General features: G+C 63.8%; 15 protein-coding genes and 1 pseudogene. 11 read left to right on the forward strand and 5 right to left on the reverse strand.

What is annotated here, in order from left to right; translation table 11 throughout:
* Positions 1-32 precede the first annotated feature (32 nt).
* Together P3R82_RS15550 and P3R82_RS15555 are read right to left on the reverse strand one after the other, a co-directional pair.
* Positions 33-959, reverse strand: coding sequence for a pseudouridine-5'-phosphate glycosidase (locus P3R82_RS15550; protein ID WP_183901831.1), 927 nt, complete (start codon positions 957-959; stop codon positions 33-35).
* Between the two features lie 28 nt (positions 960-987).
* Positions 988-1,932, reverse strand: a complete 945-nt coding sequence (locus tag P3R82_RS15555; protein ID WP_183901830.1) for a carbohydrate kinase family protein — start codon at positions 1,930-1,932, stop codon at positions 988-990.
* Between the two features lie 241 nt (positions 1,933-2,173).
* On the opposite strand from P3R82_RS15555, the gene recA reads away from it, so the two are divergent.
* From recA to P3R82_RS15570, 3 genes are all read left to right on the forward strand, one after another.
* A complete protein-coding gene (gene recA, locus P3R82_RS15560; RefSeq protein ID WP_183901829.1) occupies positions 2,174-3,250 on the forward strand; it encodes a recombinase RecA in 1,077 nt (358 codons plus the stop codon).
* A 154-nt stretch (positions 3,251-3,404) separates the two neighbouring features.
* Positions 3,405-6,065 carry an alanine--tRNA ligase gene (gene alaS / locus P3R82_RS15565; protein WP_283194489.1) on the forward strand — a complete coding sequence of 887 codons (2,661 nt, stop codon included), beginning with the start codon at positions 3,405-3,407 and terminating at the stop codon, positions 6,063-6,065.
* Positions 6,066-6,202: 137 nt separating this feature from the next.
* Positions 6,203-7,054: an AraC family transcriptional regulator gene (locus tag P3R82_RS15570; RefSeq protein WP_283194490.1), complete on the forward strand. Its 852-nt coding sequence runs from the start codon at positions 6,203-6,205 to the stop codon at positions 7,052-7,054.
* A gap of 16 nt (positions 7,055-7,070) precedes the next feature.
* Here P3R82_RS15570 and P3R82_RS15575 read toward each other — a convergent pair whose 3' ends face one another.
* The 3 genes from P3R82_RS15575 to P3R82_RS15585 form a co-directional block, all read right to left on the reverse strand.
* Positions 7,071-7,700 carry a glutathione S-transferase family protein gene (locus P3R82_RS15575; RefSeq protein WP_283194491.1) on the reverse strand — a complete coding sequence of 210 codons (630 nt, stop codon included), beginning with the start codon at positions 7,698-7,700 and terminating at the stop codon, positions 7,071-7,073.
* A gap of 102 nt (positions 7,701-7,802) precedes the next feature.
* Positions 7,803-8,255 (reverse strand): GNAT family N-acetyltransferase, encoded by a 453-nt coding sequence (locus P3R82_RS15580; RefSeq protein WP_283194492.1) that lies wholly within the window; start codon positions 8,253-8,255, stop codon positions 7,803-7,805.
* A gap of 79 nt (positions 8,256-8,334) precedes the next feature.
* Positions 8,335-9,546 (reverse strand): NADP-dependent isocitrate dehydrogenase, encoded by a 1,212-nt coding sequence (locus tag P3R82_RS15585; protein WP_018902180.1) that lies wholly within the window; start codon positions 9,544-9,546, stop codon positions 8,335-8,337.
* A gap of 188 nt (positions 9,547-9,734) precedes the next feature.
* Here P3R82_RS15585 and P3R82_RS15590 point away from each other — a divergent pair, with 188 nt between their 5' ends.
* The 8 genes and pseudogenes from P3R82_RS15590 to P3R82_RS15625 all read left to right on the forward strand — a co-directional run bounded on the left by P3R82_RS15590 (position 9,735) and on the right by P3R82_RS15625 (position 17,648).
* Complete coding sequence (locus P3R82_RS15590; RefSeq protein ID WP_283194493.1) at positions 9,735-10,265, forward strand: hypothetical protein; 531 nt, start codon at positions 9,735-9,737, stop codon at positions 10,263-10,265.
* A gap of 127 nt (positions 10,266-10,392) precedes the next feature.
* Positions 10,393-12,361: pseudogene (locus P3R82_RS15595) on the forward strand (FUSC family protein).
* Between the two features lie 94 nt (positions 12,362-12,455).
* Complete coding sequence (locus P3R82_RS15600) at positions 12,456-12,716, forward strand: ribbon-helix-helix protein, CopG family (protein WP_283194494.1); 261 nt, start codon at positions 12,456-12,458, stop codon at positions 12,714-12,716.
* Positions 12,713-13,039 carry a type II toxin-antitoxin system RelE/ParE family toxin gene (locus tag P3R82_RS15605; protein ID WP_283194495.1) on the forward strand — a complete coding sequence of 109 codons (327 nt, stop codon included), beginning with the start codon at positions 12,713-12,715 and terminating at the stop codon, positions 13,037-13,039. Before P3R82_RS15600 ends, P3R82_RS15605 begins: the two co-directional genes overlap by 4 nt.
* 78 nt (positions 13,040-13,117) lie before the next feature.
* Positions 13,118-13,948 (forward strand): RNA methyltransferase, encoded by an 831-nt coding sequence (locus P3R82_RS15610; protein ID WP_283194496.1) that lies wholly within the window; start codon positions 13,118-13,120, stop codon positions 13,946-13,948.
* Positions 13,929-14,732: a glutamate racemase gene (gene murI / locus P3R82_RS15615; protein WP_283194497.1), complete on the forward strand. Its 804-nt coding sequence runs from the start codon at positions 13,929-13,931 to the stop codon at positions 14,730-14,732. Before P3R82_RS15610 ends, murI begins: the two co-directional genes overlap by 20 nt.
* Before the next feature lie 122 nt (positions 14,733-14,854).
* Positions 14,855-16,030 carry an MFS transporter gene (locus tag P3R82_RS15620; RefSeq protein ID WP_283194498.1) on the forward strand — a complete coding sequence of 392 codons (1,176 nt, stop codon included), beginning with the start codon at positions 14,855-14,857 and terminating at the stop codon, positions 16,028-16,030.
* Positions 16,031-16,130: 100 nt separating this feature from the next.
* The gene (locus P3R82_RS15625) at positions 16,131-17,648 is read left to right on the forward strand and encodes an ATP-binding protein (RefSeq protein ID WP_283194499.1); all 1,518 of its coding nucleotides are present in this window, start codon (positions 16,131-16,133) and stop codon (positions 17,646-17,648) included.
* Positions 17,649-17,771: the final 123 nt, after the last annotated feature.

Below are 17,771 nucleotides of genomic sequence, written 5' to 3' on the forward strand. Positions count from 1 at the left end.
GGCAGCCTGGCGCCGCCCCCGGTTGTTTATCTTCAGGCGTTGAGCGCAACCGCGATTTCGCCGGCGAGGCGGGCGTTGTTTTCCACCAGTGCGATATTGGTCTTCAGGCTCTGGCCGTCGGTCAGGTCGAAGATGGTGCTGAGCAGATAGGGCGTGACCGCCTTGCCGGAGATTTCATCGCGTTCGGCGCTGTCGAGCGCGCGCTGGATGTAGATTTCCATCTCTTCCGCCGGGATTTCGTCGGCCTCGGGCACCGGATTGGCGATCAGCATGCCGCCGTCGATGCCGAGCTGTTCGCGCACCATCTGGAAATTGGCGATTGCCGCCGGGCTGTTCAGCGTCAGCGGGCTGCGCAGGCCGGATGACCGCGACCAGAAGGCCGGGAATTCCTCGCTCTCGTAGGTGACCACGGGCACGCCAGCGGTTTCCAGCACTTCCAGCGTCTTCGGCACGTCGAGGATCGCCTTGGCGCCGGCGCAGACGACGATGACGCCGGTGCGGGCGAGCTCTTCCAGGTCGGCGGAGATGTCGAAGCTCTCCTCCGCGCCGCGATGCACGCCGCCGATGCCGCCGGTGGCGAAGACCTTGATGCCGGCGCGTTCGGCGGCGATCATCGTGGCGGCGACCGTGGTGGCGCCATGGCGGCGCTCGGCGATCGCGAAGGCGAGGTCGGCGCGCGAGACTTTCAGCACATCCTTGGCCTTGGCCAGCTGCTCGAGTTCCTCGGCCTCCAGGCCGATGTGGAGCGTGCCGTGGATGACGGCGATGGTGGCGGGGACGGCGCCCTGCTCACGGATGATCGATTCGACGCTGCGGGCCATCTCGATATTCCCGGGGTAGGGCATGCCGTGGGTGATGATCGTCGATTCGAGTGCCACGATCGGCGCGCCGCGCTGCTTGGCGCTCGCCACTTCCTTGGAATAGGTGATCGGCAGCTGGGGGGATAGAGAGTTCGTCATCGGAGCTTCCATTTCGTCTGATCGGGTTTCAATGCAGAATTCTTGCCGGCGGAACAAGAGCCAGAGCCTGTTTCAGCAGATCGGCGGAGAGATTTTCGTTGACCGCGTTGGGCGACTGGACCGTCAGCGCCGCCGCGGCGGCACCCTCGCGGATCGCCTCGCTCATCGGCAGCCCGCGCAACAGTGCCGCGATGACGCCCGAGGCAAGGGAATCGCCGGCGCCGGTCACGTCGGAGACATGCTCGACATCGGCCGGCTGCAGCGCCGCCACGTGACCGGCGGAAAATGCAATCAGCTCGCGCTGTCCCCGGGTGACGACGCCGCCTCTGAGGCCGATGTCACCGAGCAGGGACGGCCAGTGGACAGGGTTTTCCGGCCGCTCGCCGGTGAGCGCCGTGGCTTCGGCCTCGTTGAGAAAGAGATAATCGATCCCCTGCATGCAGGCCTTCAGTTTCACCGCCTTTGCCGGCGAGATGGCGATCGCCGCCACCGGCTTGCCGAGCGCCTTGGCGCGTGTCGTGATCGAGACCAGGGTTTCCTCCGGCAGGTTCGCGTCGAAGAGGATCATGTCGGTGGCGGCGAACGCGTCGCGCACCGAACGGATCGACAGGCGGCGCGGCACGAACATGCGGTAGAGATCCATGTCGGCCAGCGCGATCACCAGATTGCCGTCGCGCTCGATGATCGCGGTATAGCTCGGCGTCTTGCGGTCGAGAAAGATGAAGGGGCGGTCGTTGACGCCGGCGAGATCGGCGGCTTCGCTCACCATCTCTCCGGTCGGGTCGCCGCCACGCGGCGAGATCATGGTGACGTCGAAGCCGAGGCGGGCGAGGTTGCGGGCCGCGTTGAAGCCGCCGCCGCCGGCCTCCTCGAACCAGGAGCCGGGGTTGCTGGCGCCATCGGCCGTCGCGCCCGATATGCGGCCGCGGCGATCGACATGGGCGCCGCCAAGCACGAGAATCTTCTTGCTCATCTCATCGCTCCGAAATGCGGTCGTGGCCGAGATCGTGCGGTCTTTCGCATGGCGGGGAGCCGCCGTCCAAGCGTTGTAAGCTCTTGCTTTGCATGGATAAAACAAATGTAGAACACAGGCCGTTTTACCTCTTTCTTTCAATGCCTTGAACGGCACTTGCGTGATGAGAACAAATGCGGTACAAAATCGACATCGGCGGCGACATTGCTTGAGCGGCTTCAATAACCTAAAGGTGGATCGAATGTCACAGAATACATTGCGGCTTGTAGAGGACAAATCGGTGGACAAAAGCAAGGCACTTGAAGCGGCACTCTCACAGATCGAGCGGTCGTTCGGCAAGGGCTCTATCATGAAGCTCGGCTCGAACGAGGGCGTCGTCGAGATCGAGACCGTTTCGACGGGCTCTCTCGGACTGGATATCGCGCTCGGGATCGGCGGTCTTCCCAAAGGGCGTATCATCGAGATTTACGGGCCGGAAAGCTCGGGTAAGACGACACTGGCGCTGCAGACGATCGCGGAAGCCCAGAAGAAGGGCGGCATCTGCGCCTTCGTCGACGCAGAACACGCGCTTGATCCGGTTTACGCTCGCAAACTGGGCGTCGATCTGCACAATCTGCTGATCTCGCAGCCGGATACCGGCGAGCAGGCGCTCGAAATCACCGACACGCTGGTGCGCTCCGGCGCCGTCGACGTGCTGGTCGTGGACTCGGTCGCGGCGCTGACGCCGCGCGCCGAAATCGAAGGCGAGATGGGCGACAGCCTTCCCGGCCTGCAGGCCCGACTGATGAGCCAGGCGCTGCGCAAGCTGACGGCCTCGATCTCGAAGTCGAAGACCATGGTCATCTTCATCAACCAGATCCGCATGAAGATCGGCGTCATGTTCGGTTCGCCGGAAACGACGACGGGTGGCAACGCGCTGAAGTTCTACGCCTCGGTGCGCCTCGACATCCGCCGCATCGGCGCCGTCAAGGAGCGCGAAGAGGTGATCGGCAACCAGACGCGCGTCAAGGTCGTCAAGAACAAGATGGCGCCTCCCTTCAAGCAGGTCGAATTCGACATCATGTATGGCGAAGGCGTGTCGAAGACCGGCGAGCTGGTCGACCTCGGCGTCAAGGCCGGGATCGTCGAAAAGTCGGGCGCCTGGTTCTCCTACAACAGCCAGCGTCTCGGCCAGGGTCGCGAGAACGCCAAGATGTTCCTGCGCGACAATCCGGAGCTGATGCGCGAGATCGAAACCTCGATCCGCCAGAACGCCGGCCTGATCGCCGACCAGCTGCAGAATGGCGGTCCCGACGCCAACGATGCGGACGGTGAATAAGCCTCATCCGCGCTGAACGCTTCAAAACCGGCTGCATTCCTTGATCAGAATGCAGCCGGTTTTGTTTGTCTGCTGGACAGTGGTTAACGTCAGCGATAAAAGCCACTGAATTTTCAAGATCTGACCTGCCTTGGGCAGCACTGAAGGGCATAGCATGAGCGGTGTGAACGAAATCCGGTCGACCTTCCTCGACTACTTCAAGAAGAACGGCCACGAGATCGTTTCCTCGAGCCCGCTGGTGCCGCGCAACGACCCGACGCTGATGTTCACGAACGCCGGCATGGTGCAATTCAAGAACGTCTTCACCGGTCTCGAGCAGCGCCCCTACAAGACGGCGGCGACGGCGCAGAAGTGCGTGCGCGCCGGCGGCAAGCACAACGACCTCGACAATGTCGGCTATACCGCGCGCCACCATACCTTCTTCGAAATGCTCGGCAATTTCTCCTTTGGGGATTACTTCAAGGAGCAGGCGATCGAGCATGCCTGGACGCTGATCACCAAGGAGTTCGGCATCGACGCCAAGCGCCTGCTGGTCACCGTCTATCACACCGACGACGAAGCGTTTAATCTCTGGAAGAAGATCGCGGGCCTGTCCGACGACAAGATCATCCGCATTCCGACCAGCGACAATTTCTGGGCGATGGGCGATACCGGCCCATGCGGCCCCTGTTCGGAGATATTCTACGACCACGGCGACCATATCTGGGGCGGCCCTCCAGGTTCGCCGGAGGAAGACGGTGACCGTTTCATCGAGATCTGGAACCTCGTCTTCATGCAGTACGAGCAGATCACCAAGGAGGAGCGCGTCGACCTGCCGCGTCCGTCGATCGACACCGGCATGGGTCTCGAGCGTATCGCAGCGCTGCTGCAGGGCAAGCACGACAACTACGACATCGACCTGTTCCGCGCCCTGATCGCCGCTTCCGAGGAAGCGACCGGTGTCAAGGCCGACGGTGAGCAGCGCGCCAGCCATCGCGTCATTGCCGATCACCTGCGCTCGTCCGCCTTCCTGATCGCCGACGGCGTTCTGCCATCGGCCGAAGGCCGCGGCTACGTGCTTCGCCGCATCATGCGCCGCGCCATGCGCCATGCCGAACTGCTCGGCGCCCGCGAGCCGCTGATGTGGAAGCTCCTGCCGGCGCTGATCCAGCAGATGGGCCGCGCCTATCCGGAGCTGGTGCGCGCGGAAGCCTTGATCACCGAGACGCTGAAGCTGGAAGAGACCAAGTTCCGCACGACGCTGAAGCGCGGCCTGTCGCTTCTGTCGGATGCCACGACCACGCTCGGCAAGGGCGACATGCTCGACGGCGAGACCGCCTTCAAGCTCTACGACACCTACGGCTTCCCGCTCGACCTCACGCAGGACGCGCTGCGCGCCCGCGAAATCAACGTCGATCTCGCCGGCTTTACCGACGCGATGGAGCGCCAGAAGGCGGAAGCGCGGTCGCATTGGGCCGGCTCGGGCGACAAGGCGACCGAGACCATCTGGTTCGAGCTGCGCGACAAGCACGGCGCCACCGAATTCCTCGGCTATGACACAGAGACCGCTGAGGGTGTCGTCCAGGCGGTCGTCAAGGACGGCGCCGCCGTCGGCGAGGCCGCCAAGGGCGACAAGGTTCAGATCGTCGTCAACCAGACGCCGTTCTATGGCGAATCCGGCGGCCAGATGGGCGATACGGGCGTCATTTCGTCCGACAATGCCAGGATCGAGATCACGGATACCCAAAAGCGCGGCGAGGGCCTGTTCGTCCACACCGGTACCGTCGTCGATGGCACGGTCAAGACCGGCGACGCGGTCGCGATGACGGTCGATCACGCCCGCCGCTCGCGCATCCGCGCCAACCATTCGGCGACCCACCTGCTGCACGAGGCGCTGCGCGAGGTGCTCGGCACCCATGTCGCCCAGAAGGGCTCGCTGGTCGCGCCAGAGCGCCTGCGCTTCGACGTTTCGCATCCCAAGCCGATGACGGCGGAAGAGCTGAAGCAGGTCGAGGACATGGCCAACGAGATCATCCTGCAGAACGCGCCGGTGACGACGCGGCTGATGAGCGTGGACGATGCGATCGCCGAGGGCGCCATGGCGCTGTTCGGCGAGAAGTACGGCGAGGAAGTGCGCGTGGTCGCCATGGGGCAGGGCCTGCATGGCGCCAAGAGCAACCGGCCTTACTCGGTCGAATTGTGCGGCGGCACGCATGTGTCGGCGACCGGTGACATCGGCCTGGTGCGCATTCTCGGCGACAGCGCGGTCAGCTCCGGCGTTCGCCGCCTGGAAGCCGTTACCGGTGAGACGGCGCGCGCCTATCTCGCCGAGCAGGACGAACGCGTGAAGGCGCTCGCCACCTCGCTCAAAGTGCAGCCGGCCGAGGTGCTGACGCGCGTCGAAGCGCTGATGGACGAGCGCCGCAAGCTCGAAAAGGAGTTGGCGGACGCCAAGCGCAAGCTCGCCATGGGCGGCGGCCAGGGCGGCTCGGAAAAGGCCGTACGCGACATCGGCGGCGTCAAGTTCCTCGGCAAGGCCATCTCCGGCGTCGATCCGAAGGATCTGAAGGGTCTGGCCGACGACGGCAAGGCTGGCCTCGGCTCCGGCGTCGTGACGCTGATCGGCGTCTCCGACGATGGCAAGGCGAGCGCCGTGGTCGCGGTCACCGCTGATCTCGTCGACCGCTTCAGCGCCGTCGACCTGGTCCGTATCGCGTCCGCCGCTCTCGGCGGCAAGGGCGGCGGCGGTCGTCCCGACATGGCGCAGGCCGGTGGCCCCGATGGATCGAAGGCCGACGAGGCGCTCGAGGCCGTGGCAGCCGCGCTGGCTGGCTGATCGGCCCGTTTTTGATTGAATTGCGAAAGGCGGGTGCTTCGGGTGCCCGCCTTTTTCTTTTGCGCCGGCAACTCAGCAGGATTTGTCAAATCGCGTTATGCTTGTCTGCAGTCGGTCAACTGGCATGAGGTTTCGACATGAACGGCAGCACGGCATGGGCACTCTATGAAAGCCGCCTGAGGCGGGTTTCTGCCTATATCCATGATCATCTCGATGAAGAGTTGGATATGGACAAGCTTGCCGGGATCGCCTGCATGTCGAGCTATCACTGGCACCGGATCTATCGCGCGGTTCATGGAGAGACGCTGGCGGCGACCGTCAAGCGGCTGCGATTGCATCGCGCGGCGGGCGACATCGTCCGTTCGGATCTCGGGATCGGGGAGATTGCCAGGCGATCCGGCTATCCCAACCTCCAGTCTTTCAACCGCATCTTCAAGTCGGTCTACGGCATGCCGCCGGCCCGTTACCGGAAAGAGGGAAGCCACCAGGAGTTCCAACCCTCACCCAACGGAAGGACCAAAGCCATGTTCAACGTTACCTTACGGAAGATCGAGCCGATCGCGCTCATCGGTGTGCGCCATTCCGGCCCCTACATGCAGATCAGCAAGGCGTTCGAGGTTCTCTTCGGCACGCTCCACGCGCGCGGGCTGGCGGAGCCTGATAAGCGGATGATCGGCGTCTATTTCGACGATCCCGATCTCGTGCCGGCCGAAGAGCTTCGCTCCATCGCCTGCGTGGCCGTCGACAGCGAGCTTACGGTCGAGGCGCCGCTCGAACCGTTCACGCTCGAGGGCGGGGAATATGCCGTGCTCCGCCACAAGGGCCCCTATGCCGATATGTACAAGGCCTATCAGTGGCTGTTTTCGGAATGGCTGCCGAGCTCTGGTCGGCAGTTGCGCGACGGGCTGATGTTCGAGGATTACCTCAACAATCCGCGCGACGTGCCGCCGACCGAACTCGTGACCGAGATCTACATGCCTCTGATCTGAACCCTCAAGCGCCCGGTCAGGCGCTCTTCTGCAGCGCTTCGGTGGCTTCGTCGTCGATCGCGCGCGCCCGCTTGGAGGCGGCGCGGTCGGTGACGCGACCGACGTAATCGGCAAATGCCTGGCGCTTCTCGAAGGTGCCGAAGGAGAGCCCCCAGCCCACATGCGACCCGACATAGACATCGGCCGCCGTGAAGCGGTTGCCGGCGATATAGGGCGAGGCGCTGACGGCCTTTTCGAGCGTGTCCATCACGTCGGCATAGCTGCCATAGCCGGCCATCCGGCTCTTGTCGGCGGGCGTGTGAAAGCCGAGCGCGCGGTTGGTGGTTGCGGCTTCCAGAGGGCCGGCGGCGAAGAACATCCAGCGATAGTAGCTGCCGCGTTCTTCCGCGGTCGGCGCAAGGCCTGCTTCTGGAAAGGCTTCGGCCAGATAGGCGCAGATGGCTGCGCATTCGGTGACCACGGTCTTGCCGTGGCGGATCGCCGGCACCTTGCCCATCGGGTTGATGGCAAGATAATCCGGCGCCTTCATGCTGCTTTCGAAGCCGAGGATCTCCGTGGTGTACGGAGCTCCGGTTTCCTCCAGCATCCAGCGGGCGATCCGTCCGCGTGACATCGGGTTGGTGTAGAAGATCAGTTCGTCTGCCATGGTGTTCTCCTCTTTCCGGTCATAACTGGTGTGGGCCAGCCGGGAGGCAACGTCTATGGCATGCCGGTGTCAGATTTTGGCAGTAGTGGCGGCGGGCGGTTCTCAGAGCGCCTTGCGATACTGGATGAAGCCGGAGCGCTCGGCGATGCGGTCGTAGAGCTTTCGCGCCGTGGCGTTTGTCTCGTGCGTCATCCAGTAGAGCCGGCCGGCGCCATGCTCGCGCGCAAGGTCGGCGACGGCCTCGATCAACGCTGCGCCTGTGCCGAGACCGCGCCCGATGTCGTCGACATAGAGATCCTGCAGGTAGCAGGTCCATTTGGGAAGCCAGGTGGAGCGGTGAAAGATCGCGTGCACGATACCGACAAGCCTGCCGTCGCTATCGAAGGCGCCGAGCGCGTGCATCGGCTCTTCGGGGTCATGGAAGCGACCCCAGGTCAGGTCCGTCGTTTCCTCAGGGATCGTGACTTCGTAGAAGCGCTGATAACCCGCCCAGAGCGGCTCCCAGGCGCCGCGGTCCGATGGCCGCAGCGGGCGGATGGTCGTGGTCTTCGTCATCGTCTTTTCCCCTCCTGATATCCCTGAAACGAAAACGGCGGGGAAAACCCCGCCGCATCGTTCGCATATTCCGTATGGCTTATGCCATGGCCTTCTGCAGGTTCTCGTCGATCTTGTCGAGGAAAGCCGTGGTCGAGAGCCAGGGCTGATCCGGGCCGATCAGCAGCGCCAGGTCCTTGGTCATGAAGCCGGCTTCGACGGTGTCGACGCAGACCTTTTCCAGCGTCGCCGCGAACTTCGCCAGTTCGGCGTTGTCGTCGAGCTTGGCGCGGTGCGCGAGGCCACGGGTCCAGGCGAAGATCGAGGCGATCGAGTTCGTCGAGGTTTCCTGGCCCTTCTGGTGCTGGCGGTAGTGACGCGTCACCGTGCCGTGGGCGGCTTCGGCTTCGACGGTCTTGCCGTCCGGCGTCAAAAGAACCGAGGTCATCAGGCCGAGCGAGCCGAAGCCCTGGGCAACGGTGTCGGACTGGACGTCGCCGTCGTAGTTCTTGCAGGCCCAGACGTAACCGCCGGACCACTTCAAAGCGGATGCGACCATGTCGTCGATCAGGCGGTGCTCGTAGGTGATGCCGATTTCCTTGAACTGATCCTGGAATTCAGCCTCGTAGACTTCCTGGAAGATGTCCTTGAAGCGGCCGTCATAGGCCTTGAGGATGGTGTTCTTGGTCGACAGATAAACCGGCCACTTGCGCATCAGGCCGTACATCATCGAGGCGCGCGCGAATTCGCGGATCGACTCGTCGAGGTTGTACATGGCCATGGCCACGCCGGCGCCGGGAGCGTCGAACACTTCCTTCTCGATGACCTGGCCGTCTTCACCGACGAACTTGATGGTCAGCTTGCCCTTGCCCGGGAATTTGAAGTCGGTGGCGCGGTACTGGTCGCCGAAGGCATGACGGCCGACGACGATCGGCTTGGTCCAGCCGGGAACGAGACGCGGCACGTTCTGGCAGATGATCGGCTCGCGGAAGATGACGCCGCCGAGGATGTTGCGGATCGTGCCGTTCGGGCTCTTCCACATCTGCTTGAGGTTGAATTCCTTGACGCGGTCTTCGTCCGGCGTGATCGTCGCGCACTTGATGCCGACACCGTGCTTCTTGATGGCGTTGGCGGCGTCGATGGTCACCTGGTCGTTGGTGGCGTCGCGGTTTTCGACGGAGAGGTCGAAATAGTCGATGTCGAGGTCGAGATACGGGTGGATCAGCTTGTCCTTGATAAGCTGCCAGATGATGCGCGTCATTTCATCGCCGTCGAGATCGGCGACGGGATTGGCGACCTTGATCTTTTTCATATATCTGCCTCGTTAAGCTTATGAGGGACATGCGTCCCGGGTGGGTGATATAAAATCCCGAGGGCTATAGCATTGTGAGCCCGGAGTGCAAAGCCGCATGCAGGGCAGATTTGTGTGTTTTTGCGGCATTGCCAAGAGATGGAAAATGGCTAGTCTCCGCGCGAAACCATTGCCTTGGACATTTGATCATGAAGACGATTTCGCTTGCCTCAGCCGTCCTGCTCGGCCTCACCGCCACCGTACTCGCCGCTGACGCGACGGCGCCGGTCAAGGAGATCATGGAGGCCACCGCCAAGAACTGGTCGGGCGCTGACGAGGACTGGCAGGATATCTTCGACGACAGCAGGCTCGGGCGCATCTACAGCAAGGATTTCGTTGCCAAGTACCGCGCGGCGATGCAAAATCCGGCCGCCGACGAGGACGGTGTTTCGCCGTTCGATTACGATGTCATCGTCAATGGCGAAGATGCCTGCCCGCTGCAGGACATGACCTACACGCCGAAGCCGGGCGAAAGCGGCGCGACCGAAGTGGTGGTCACCTTCAAGAAGCAGACGTGCATGGACGGGGTCGACGACAAGCAGGCGCTGACCACGGTGCGGTTCGAGGTGATGGACGAGGGTGGCAAGCCTGTCGTCGACGACGTGTTCACCGAAGGCGATCCCGGCCAGCCGGCGAACTCGCTGAAGAACACGATGGTGCAGATCTCCAAGGGCCAGTGAACGACACCGGTCTGTTGACGCGCGGCGCCAGGCGTCGCGGCGGCGATCGGGAAGATTGATTTGCTTTGGGGCCTGTGGCGATATGTAAGCGGTGAACACCATTCCTGCGCTCCGGGGCCCGAACAGCTTGTTTTCCGGTTTTGATTTCCGCGATTGGCTGCTTGCCAACGATCCGGCGCTGTCTCGGCTGAGGATGGCGTTGCGCGTCACATTGTCGGTGGCGCTGTCGTTCGGCGTGCTGCTTGTCATTCATTCGTTGCTGTTTCCGCTGCCGACGGCGTCCTACGGGCTCGGGATCGTGCTGGCCATCGAAGGCGGCGTGGCGGTGCGCGACAAGGGCGGCGGGCGGCAGCTGGTAACCCGGCTTCTGGGCTGCGCCGCCAGTCTCGTGGTCGTCGTCATCGCCGCCGGGCTGGAAGGGAACCGGCTGATCTCCGACGCCGCTTTTCTTCTGATCATCTTCCTCGCGGCTTCCGCGCGTGTCCTTGGCCCCCGCGGTCATGCGATCGGCATGTTCGCCTTCATGTCGTATTTCCTCGGCGCTTATTTCCAGCCGCCGATCGCCGAGCTGCCTTTCGTCGCGATCGGCCCGGTCGTCTCCTCGCTGATCGCGCATGCGGTGCGGTCCGTCGTGCTGCCCGACGACTGGCGGCGCGACCTGTTGCGGTCGCTCGAAAGCGTGCAGGGGCGGATCAACCAGATCCTGTTCAAGATCGCGGCGCTCGCCGCGGTGAAAAGCGTTTCGGAGGCGGACCGGCAGGAACTCAATCAGCTGGAGGAGCGGTTGAAGGACGTCGTGCTGATGGCCGAGAGCTTCATCCCACGGCCTGCGAGCGGCGTGTTCGATCCGGGCACGGAGCCGGCGGGCGAACTGGCGATCCGCTTGTTCGACGTGCATCTGGCAGCCGAGGGCGCGATCATGCTCTGCTCGCAAGCGCTGCCGCCCTTCGAGCTGGTGCATGGGATCATCGAGGGCCATTCCGTGCGCTCGCCCGGCGAGGACGACGATAGCTCCACGGCCGAGGCGACACGAGCGTTGATCAGGCTCGGCAATGCGCGGGCTGAGCTCGTCGCGACCATCGACGAGGGCAACCGGACCGGATCTCGCCGATATCGCCGCCGTGGCCGAGGCGCCGGCTCAGGCGTCGCGGCCCGATTTTTCGTTTCGCAATCCGCTGATGCGCTCGGCGCTGCAGATCACGGTCGCATCGGCGATCGCCATGACGCTCGGTCTCGGCCTTTCGCGCGAGCGCTGGTTCTGGGCGGTGCTCGCGTCCTTCCTTGTCTTTACCAACACGAATTCGCGTGGCGATACGGCGATGAAGGCGCTGCAGCGATCGGTGGGGACACTGTTCGGGATCGGGATCGGACTTCTGCTCGCGACGCTGCTTGCCGGCCACCAGCTGCCGGCGCTGGCAATCACGAGTCTCGCCATCTTCCTGGCCTTCTACTTCCTGCAGACAAGCTATGCGACGATGACCTTCTTCGTGTCGATCGCGCTTTGCCTTGTTTACGGGATGATCGGGTCGCTGACGCTCGATCTCCTCTTGCTGCGCGTCGAGGAGACGGCGCTCGGCGCGGCGGTGGGCACGCTGGTCGCCTTCGTCGTCTTTCCGGCACGCACCCGCGGCGCGCTCGACCTCGTGCTCGACAAATGGTTCGCGGCGCTTACCGCGCTGCTGAATGCCGCCGCCGCCGGCGAGCCGCGCCATGTGCTGATCGGCCTGTCGCAGACGCTGGATGCCGCCTACAAGGATCTGGCGACGGCGGCGCGGCCGCTCGGGTCGTCATGGTCGGTTGTCACCAGGCCGGGACAGGTCCGTCAGACGCTGGCGATCTTCCTCGCCGCCACCTACTGGGCGCGGATGATGGCGAAGAACCGGGAGGCATCGATCACCGACGACGATGCGCGCCAGTTGATCGACGCCAGCCTCGCACGCGTCACGTCTTCATCGGCGCGGCGCTCGGCGTGTTTCTTTGTCGATCGCAATATCCCGGTGCCCTCCGCGCGCCACCATCCGCACGCCAGCAAGGGATGGCGGCAGGGGCTCGAGATGATCGGGCTGACGCTCGAGCGGCTGTATCCGGACGCATAAGCCATGGCGATCGGCGATACCGGGGCGCATTTGCGCTGGTATGCGATTTGTCTTACAATGTCTTGCAGGTTCTATCTTGCTTCAGGAGACGACGATGGCGAAAGCGACCATGTCCGAATCCGTCACGCTTCGCATTCCCGGTGAGGTGCTGTCGGCTATTCAAACCATTGCCGATGCGACGGACCGATCCAGAAGCTACATCATCGTTCGCGCGCTGAGGACTTATCTCCTGAACGAAGGCGCGGACATTTTTGCCGCGATGAAGGGGCGTGAGCAGATCGCATCGGGCGAGTACGAAGACCTCGACGATGTGATCGCCGAAATGGACAGGATCATCGCCGGGAAGGTCGCATGATCCCTGTCCGGCTTTCTAGGGATGCGGCCAATTATGTCCGCCAGGAAGCCGAATACCTGCGCCACCACAGCCCCACCGCCGCCCGCAAATTCTCGCAGGCCGTGAAGGAGGCGAGGGAATTGCTTCGCACCTTTCCGGAGGTCGGAAACCACATGCATGGCCTGCAGATTTCGGGCAACCGAACGCTGGTGGTCGGCGACTACCTGCTCGACTATTCCTACGACGGCGAAGCTATCGAGGTCACGTCCATCCGCCATGGCCGCACCGTCGCACAAACTCCTGATCTTGATCTCGATGCCGGCCTTGACGACGACGCGGAATAAGGCGCGCAACACCGCATAAGCCTTGCCGTTTCAGCCCGTCTTGGCTATTTGCGCGCCTAGCAAAAGGATTTTGACTTCATGGCAGGCACGAACAGCGAGCGTCTTCTTCTGACGGAAGGTCCCGTCATCATTCTGGTCGAGCCGCAGATGGGCGAGAATATCGGGATGGTGGCGCGGGCCATGGCGAATTTCGGACTGTCCGAACTGCGCCTCGTCAATCCGCGCGACGGATGGCCGAACGAGAAGGCGCAGGCCGCAGCGTCGAAGGCCGACCACGTGATCGAGGGCACCAAGGTGTACGACACGCTGGAAGAGGCGATATCGGATCTCAATTTCGTCTATGCGACGACGGCGCGCGAGCGCGACGGCTTCAAGCCGGTGCGTTCGCCCGTCGTGGCGGCGCGGACGTTGCGTGCGCGGTTTGCGGCGGGCGAGGGGACCGGTATCCTCTTCGGGCGCGAGCGATGGGGCCTCTCCAACGAAGAGGTGGCGCTGGCCGACGAGATCGTGACCTTCCCGGTCAACCCCGCCTTCGCCTCGCTCAACATCGCGCAGGCGGTTCTGCTCATGTCCTACGAGTGGATGAAATCGGGCATGGAGGATCTCGGCAGCGTTCCCTTCCAGGCGACCGAGCAGACGCCATCGACGAAGGAACAATTGCACGGGCTCTACGACCAGTTGGAAGAAGCGCTGGAATCGCGCAATTATTTCCATCCGCCCGCGAAAAAGCCGAAAATGATCGACAATCTCAGGGCGGTCCTTTCCCGCCGCGCCTTCACGGAGCAGGAAATCAGCGTGATGCGCGGCGTGATCTCCTCCCTCGACCGTTTCTCGCGGCAATATCCGCGCGGAAGCCGTGCGCCCGCAGACGTCAAGGAACATCAGGAAGATGACAGCAGCGACGCATGAGCTGAAACCCGTCCTGGTCTTCGATTCAGGCATTGGCGGGCTGACGGTGCTGCGCGAGGCGCGGGTGCTGATGCCCGAGCGCGGTTTCATCTATGTCGCCGACGATGCCGGCTTCCCCTACGGTGGATGGGAAGAGCAGGCGCTGAAGGAGCGGGTCATCGATCTGTTCGCAACGTTGCTTCGCGAGCACGACCCCGAGGTCTGCATCATCGCCTGCAACACTGCATTTACGCTCGCCGGCGCCGATTTGCGTGCTGCATTCCCCGGCATGACTTTCGTCGGCACCGTGCCGGCGATCAAGCCGGCGGCGGAGCGGACGCGCTCGGGCCTCGTCTCGGTGCTTGCGACACCCGGAACCGTCAAGCGCGCCTATACGCGCGATCTCATCCAGTCCTTCGCGCAGCAGTGCCATGTGCGGCTCGTCGGCTCGGAAAATCTGGCGCGCATGGCGGAGGCCTATATTCGCGGCGATACGCTCTCCGATGAAGCCGTCATGGGCGAGATCGCCCAGTGCTTCGTCGAAAAGGATGGCAGGAAGACGGATATCGTGGTGCTTGCCTGCACGCACTATCCGTTCATGGCCAACATCTTCAGAAGGCTGGCGCCGTGGCCGGTGGATTGGCTGGATCCGGCGGAAGCCATCGCGCGCCGCGCGCGCAGCCTCGTTCCCGAGGTGGCCGATGCCGTCCATCCCGACAATTTCGACTTCGCCGTCTTTACGTCGGGCAATCCGGATTTTTCGACGAAACGGCTGATGCAGGGATTTGGTCTCACCGTCAGGTGACATCGTTTCGTCGCGGCGATCTTTCGCGCCGCCGACGCTTTCCTTCGTGATGCCGATATCGCAAGCTCACAGATGGGGAATCGTTCGCGGGCTCTCGCTCTGAAGCGAACAGGGGATGTCTGATGTCGTTTCAAAGACTTGTGATGCTGATCTTCTTCCTGCAGCCGATCGCCTTCGGCAGCTGGCTGCCGCGCATTCCCGATGTGCAGGCGAAGCTCGGCATGGGGCCGGCCGATCTTGCCATCGCGCTGCTCGGGCTGCCGATCGGCACGCTGATGACCTTGCCCTTCGCTGGCCGTCTGGTCGCGAAGATCGGCGGACGAGCGACGATCATCTACGGTTTCGTGGCCTTTCTCGCGGTCGCCTCGCTACCGGCTTTCGCCGACAGCATGACGACGCTGTTCTTCACGCTGATGATCCTTGGCGTCACGCTGTCGACGCTCGAGCTCGGCCTCAATGTCGAGGCCGACCGGGCGGAGAAGACGACCGGGCTTGTCATCATGAGCCGCTGCCATGGCTTCTGGAGCCTCGGCATCATGGTGGGCAGCCTGCTCGGCGTCGGTGCCGCGGCGTTGCATCTGCCGGCGAACTGGTCGATCGCCCTGATCGCGCTGCTGGTGCTGCCTATCGCGCTCTTCGTCAGCGTCCGGTTGCCGCTCGGCCCCGATCCGGCGGCCGAGACGTCGCATGCGCGAAGCGCGCCGTTCAAGCTGCCGAGTGCCGCCCTTCTCGGCATCTGCGCCTTCACCTTCGGCATCACCATGACCGAGGGCGCGATCGCCGACTGGTCGGCGGTCTATCTGCGCGACGTGCTGTTTGCGACCGGTGCGCTGACCGGTCTCGGCTATTCGGTCTTCGCCTGCCTGGTTGCAACAGGGCGCTTCGGCGGCGATTACATGAAGAGCCGCTTCGGCGCCGTTGCCATCGCGCGGGTCTGCGGCTGCGCGTCGCTGACGGGTATGGTGGTCGTGCTCTTGGCGCCGAACACGGCGGTGGCGCTGATCGGTTTCGCGGCGATCGGCGTCGGCGTGTCGGTCGGCTTCCCGCTGGCGGTCACGGCATCGGCCAGCCTGACGGACCGACCGGCGGCCGCAAGCGTCGCCATCCTGACCTTCATCGCGCTCAGCGGTTTTCTCGTCGGCCCGCCGGCAATCGGCTTCGTCGCCGAAGCCTTCGGCCTGCGTGTCGGGCTGGGCATCCTGTTGATCCCGCTTGCCGTCAGCCTGCTCTTCACGCGGATGCTGATACCGAGCGCAGCGGGCGATGCAAGCGCGGTCGTGTCGGACAAGGCGGCTTGATCTGAAACGGCGCGATTGGCTGTGGGTTTTGTTCGGTAGGCCGAGCATTCCGCCACGAATCTGCTAAAGAGTGGCGTTGATTTCAGAAGGGGAATGGGACTTGCAGGTTGGTATCGATATGGGATCGGCGTCGGGAGGCAATCCGGCCACGCTCGATATCGAGGAGCTTCTGGCGACCCGTCTCCTTGTTCAGGGCAACTCCGGCTCCGGAAAGTCGCATTTGCTGCGGCGCCTGCTCGAGCAATCCGCGCCGTGGGTGCAGCAGGTCATCATCGACCCCGAGGGCGATTTCGTCACGCTGAGCGACAAGTTCGGCCATGTGGTCGTCGATGGCGAGCGCACCGAGGCGGAGCTCGCCGGCATTGCCAACCGCATTCGCCAGCACCGCGTCTCCTGCGTTCTCACGCTCGAAGGACTCGAGATCGAGCAGCAGATGCGTGCCGCCGCCGCCTTTCTCAACGGCATGTTCGATGCCGATCGCGAATTCTGGTATCCGGTCCTCGTCGTCGTCGACGAAGCGCAGATGTTCGCGCCGTCGGTTGCCGGCGAAGTCTCCGACGATGCGCGCAAGATGTCGCTCGGCGCGATGACCAACCTGATGTGCCGCGGCCGCAAGCGCGGTCTGGCCGGCGTCATCGCCACGCAGCGTCTGGCGAAGCTCGCCAAGAACGTCGCCGCCGAAGCCTCGAATTTCCTCATGGGGCGCACCTTCCTCGATATCGACATGGCGCGCGCCGCCGACCTGCTCGGCATGGACCGTCGCCAGGCGGAGATGTTTCGCGATCTGAAGCGCGGTAACTTCGTCGCTCTCGGTCCGGCCCTGTCGCGCCGTCCGCTGCCGATCCAGATCGGCAATGTCGAGACCTCGGCGCGTTCGTCGAGCCCGAAGCTGATGCCGCTGCCGGACTCTCCTCAGGATGTCGAAGACCTGATCTTCACGCCCGATCCGGAAGAATTCCAGCGGCCTATCGTGCGCCGCGCCGCTCCCGCACCCCGCCCGACCACCGATATCCTGGCCGAGCTTTCCCGCTCCGCGCCGGCGGCAACCGCGCCGCAGCCGGCCGAAGGCCGCGCCAGCCAGCCGGAGATGTCGGCGGAAGAGCGCGAGGAGCGCGTGTCGGCCGTCTTGAGCGAGATCCTCGACGATCCGGGCTCTGGTTTCCGCACGGATTCGGTGCTCTATCAGGAGTTCCTCGTGCGCCTTCGAATGCGCCGCGTGCCGGGATCGCCGATGTCGCTGCCGGAGTTCCGCCGCCGCGTCGCCGTATCGCGCTCGGGCGTCGACCCCGACACCGCCGAAACCGAAGCCTGGGCGACGGCGCTGTCGCTGTCGTCAGGCGTGACGGATGATCTGCAGGGCGTCTTCCTGATGCTCGCCAAGGCCGCCGTCTGCGGCGAGCCGTGCCCGTCGGATGCCCGCATCGCGCGCGCCTACGGCACGCATTCGGCGCGCCGCGCCCGGCGTCTCCTCGGCTATTTCGAGGAGCAGGGGACGGTGGTCGTGCACACCGATTTCTCCGGCAAGCGGATCGTCGCTTTCCCCGACATGAACTGCCAGACGGCGCCTGGCGATGCCAATGCGCCGGATGTCGACGACGTGCGCTCGGCGGCCGAGTAATCCACAGGCATTCCCTGATCGCTATCGCCTGGCAGGGCGCGTTTTCACGTCATGCGAGCGCGTTTCTACACGATAGGGTTGCTTCTGTCATATCGAGTTCATCTACCGGGCGGATAAGGCTTG

The sequence above is a fragment of the Rhizobium sp. AN80A genome, assembly GCF_030053015.1.
Taxonomy (GTDB): Bacteria; Pseudomonadota; Alphaproteobacteria; order Rhizobiales; family Rhizobiaceae; genus Rhizobium; species Rhizobium metallidurans.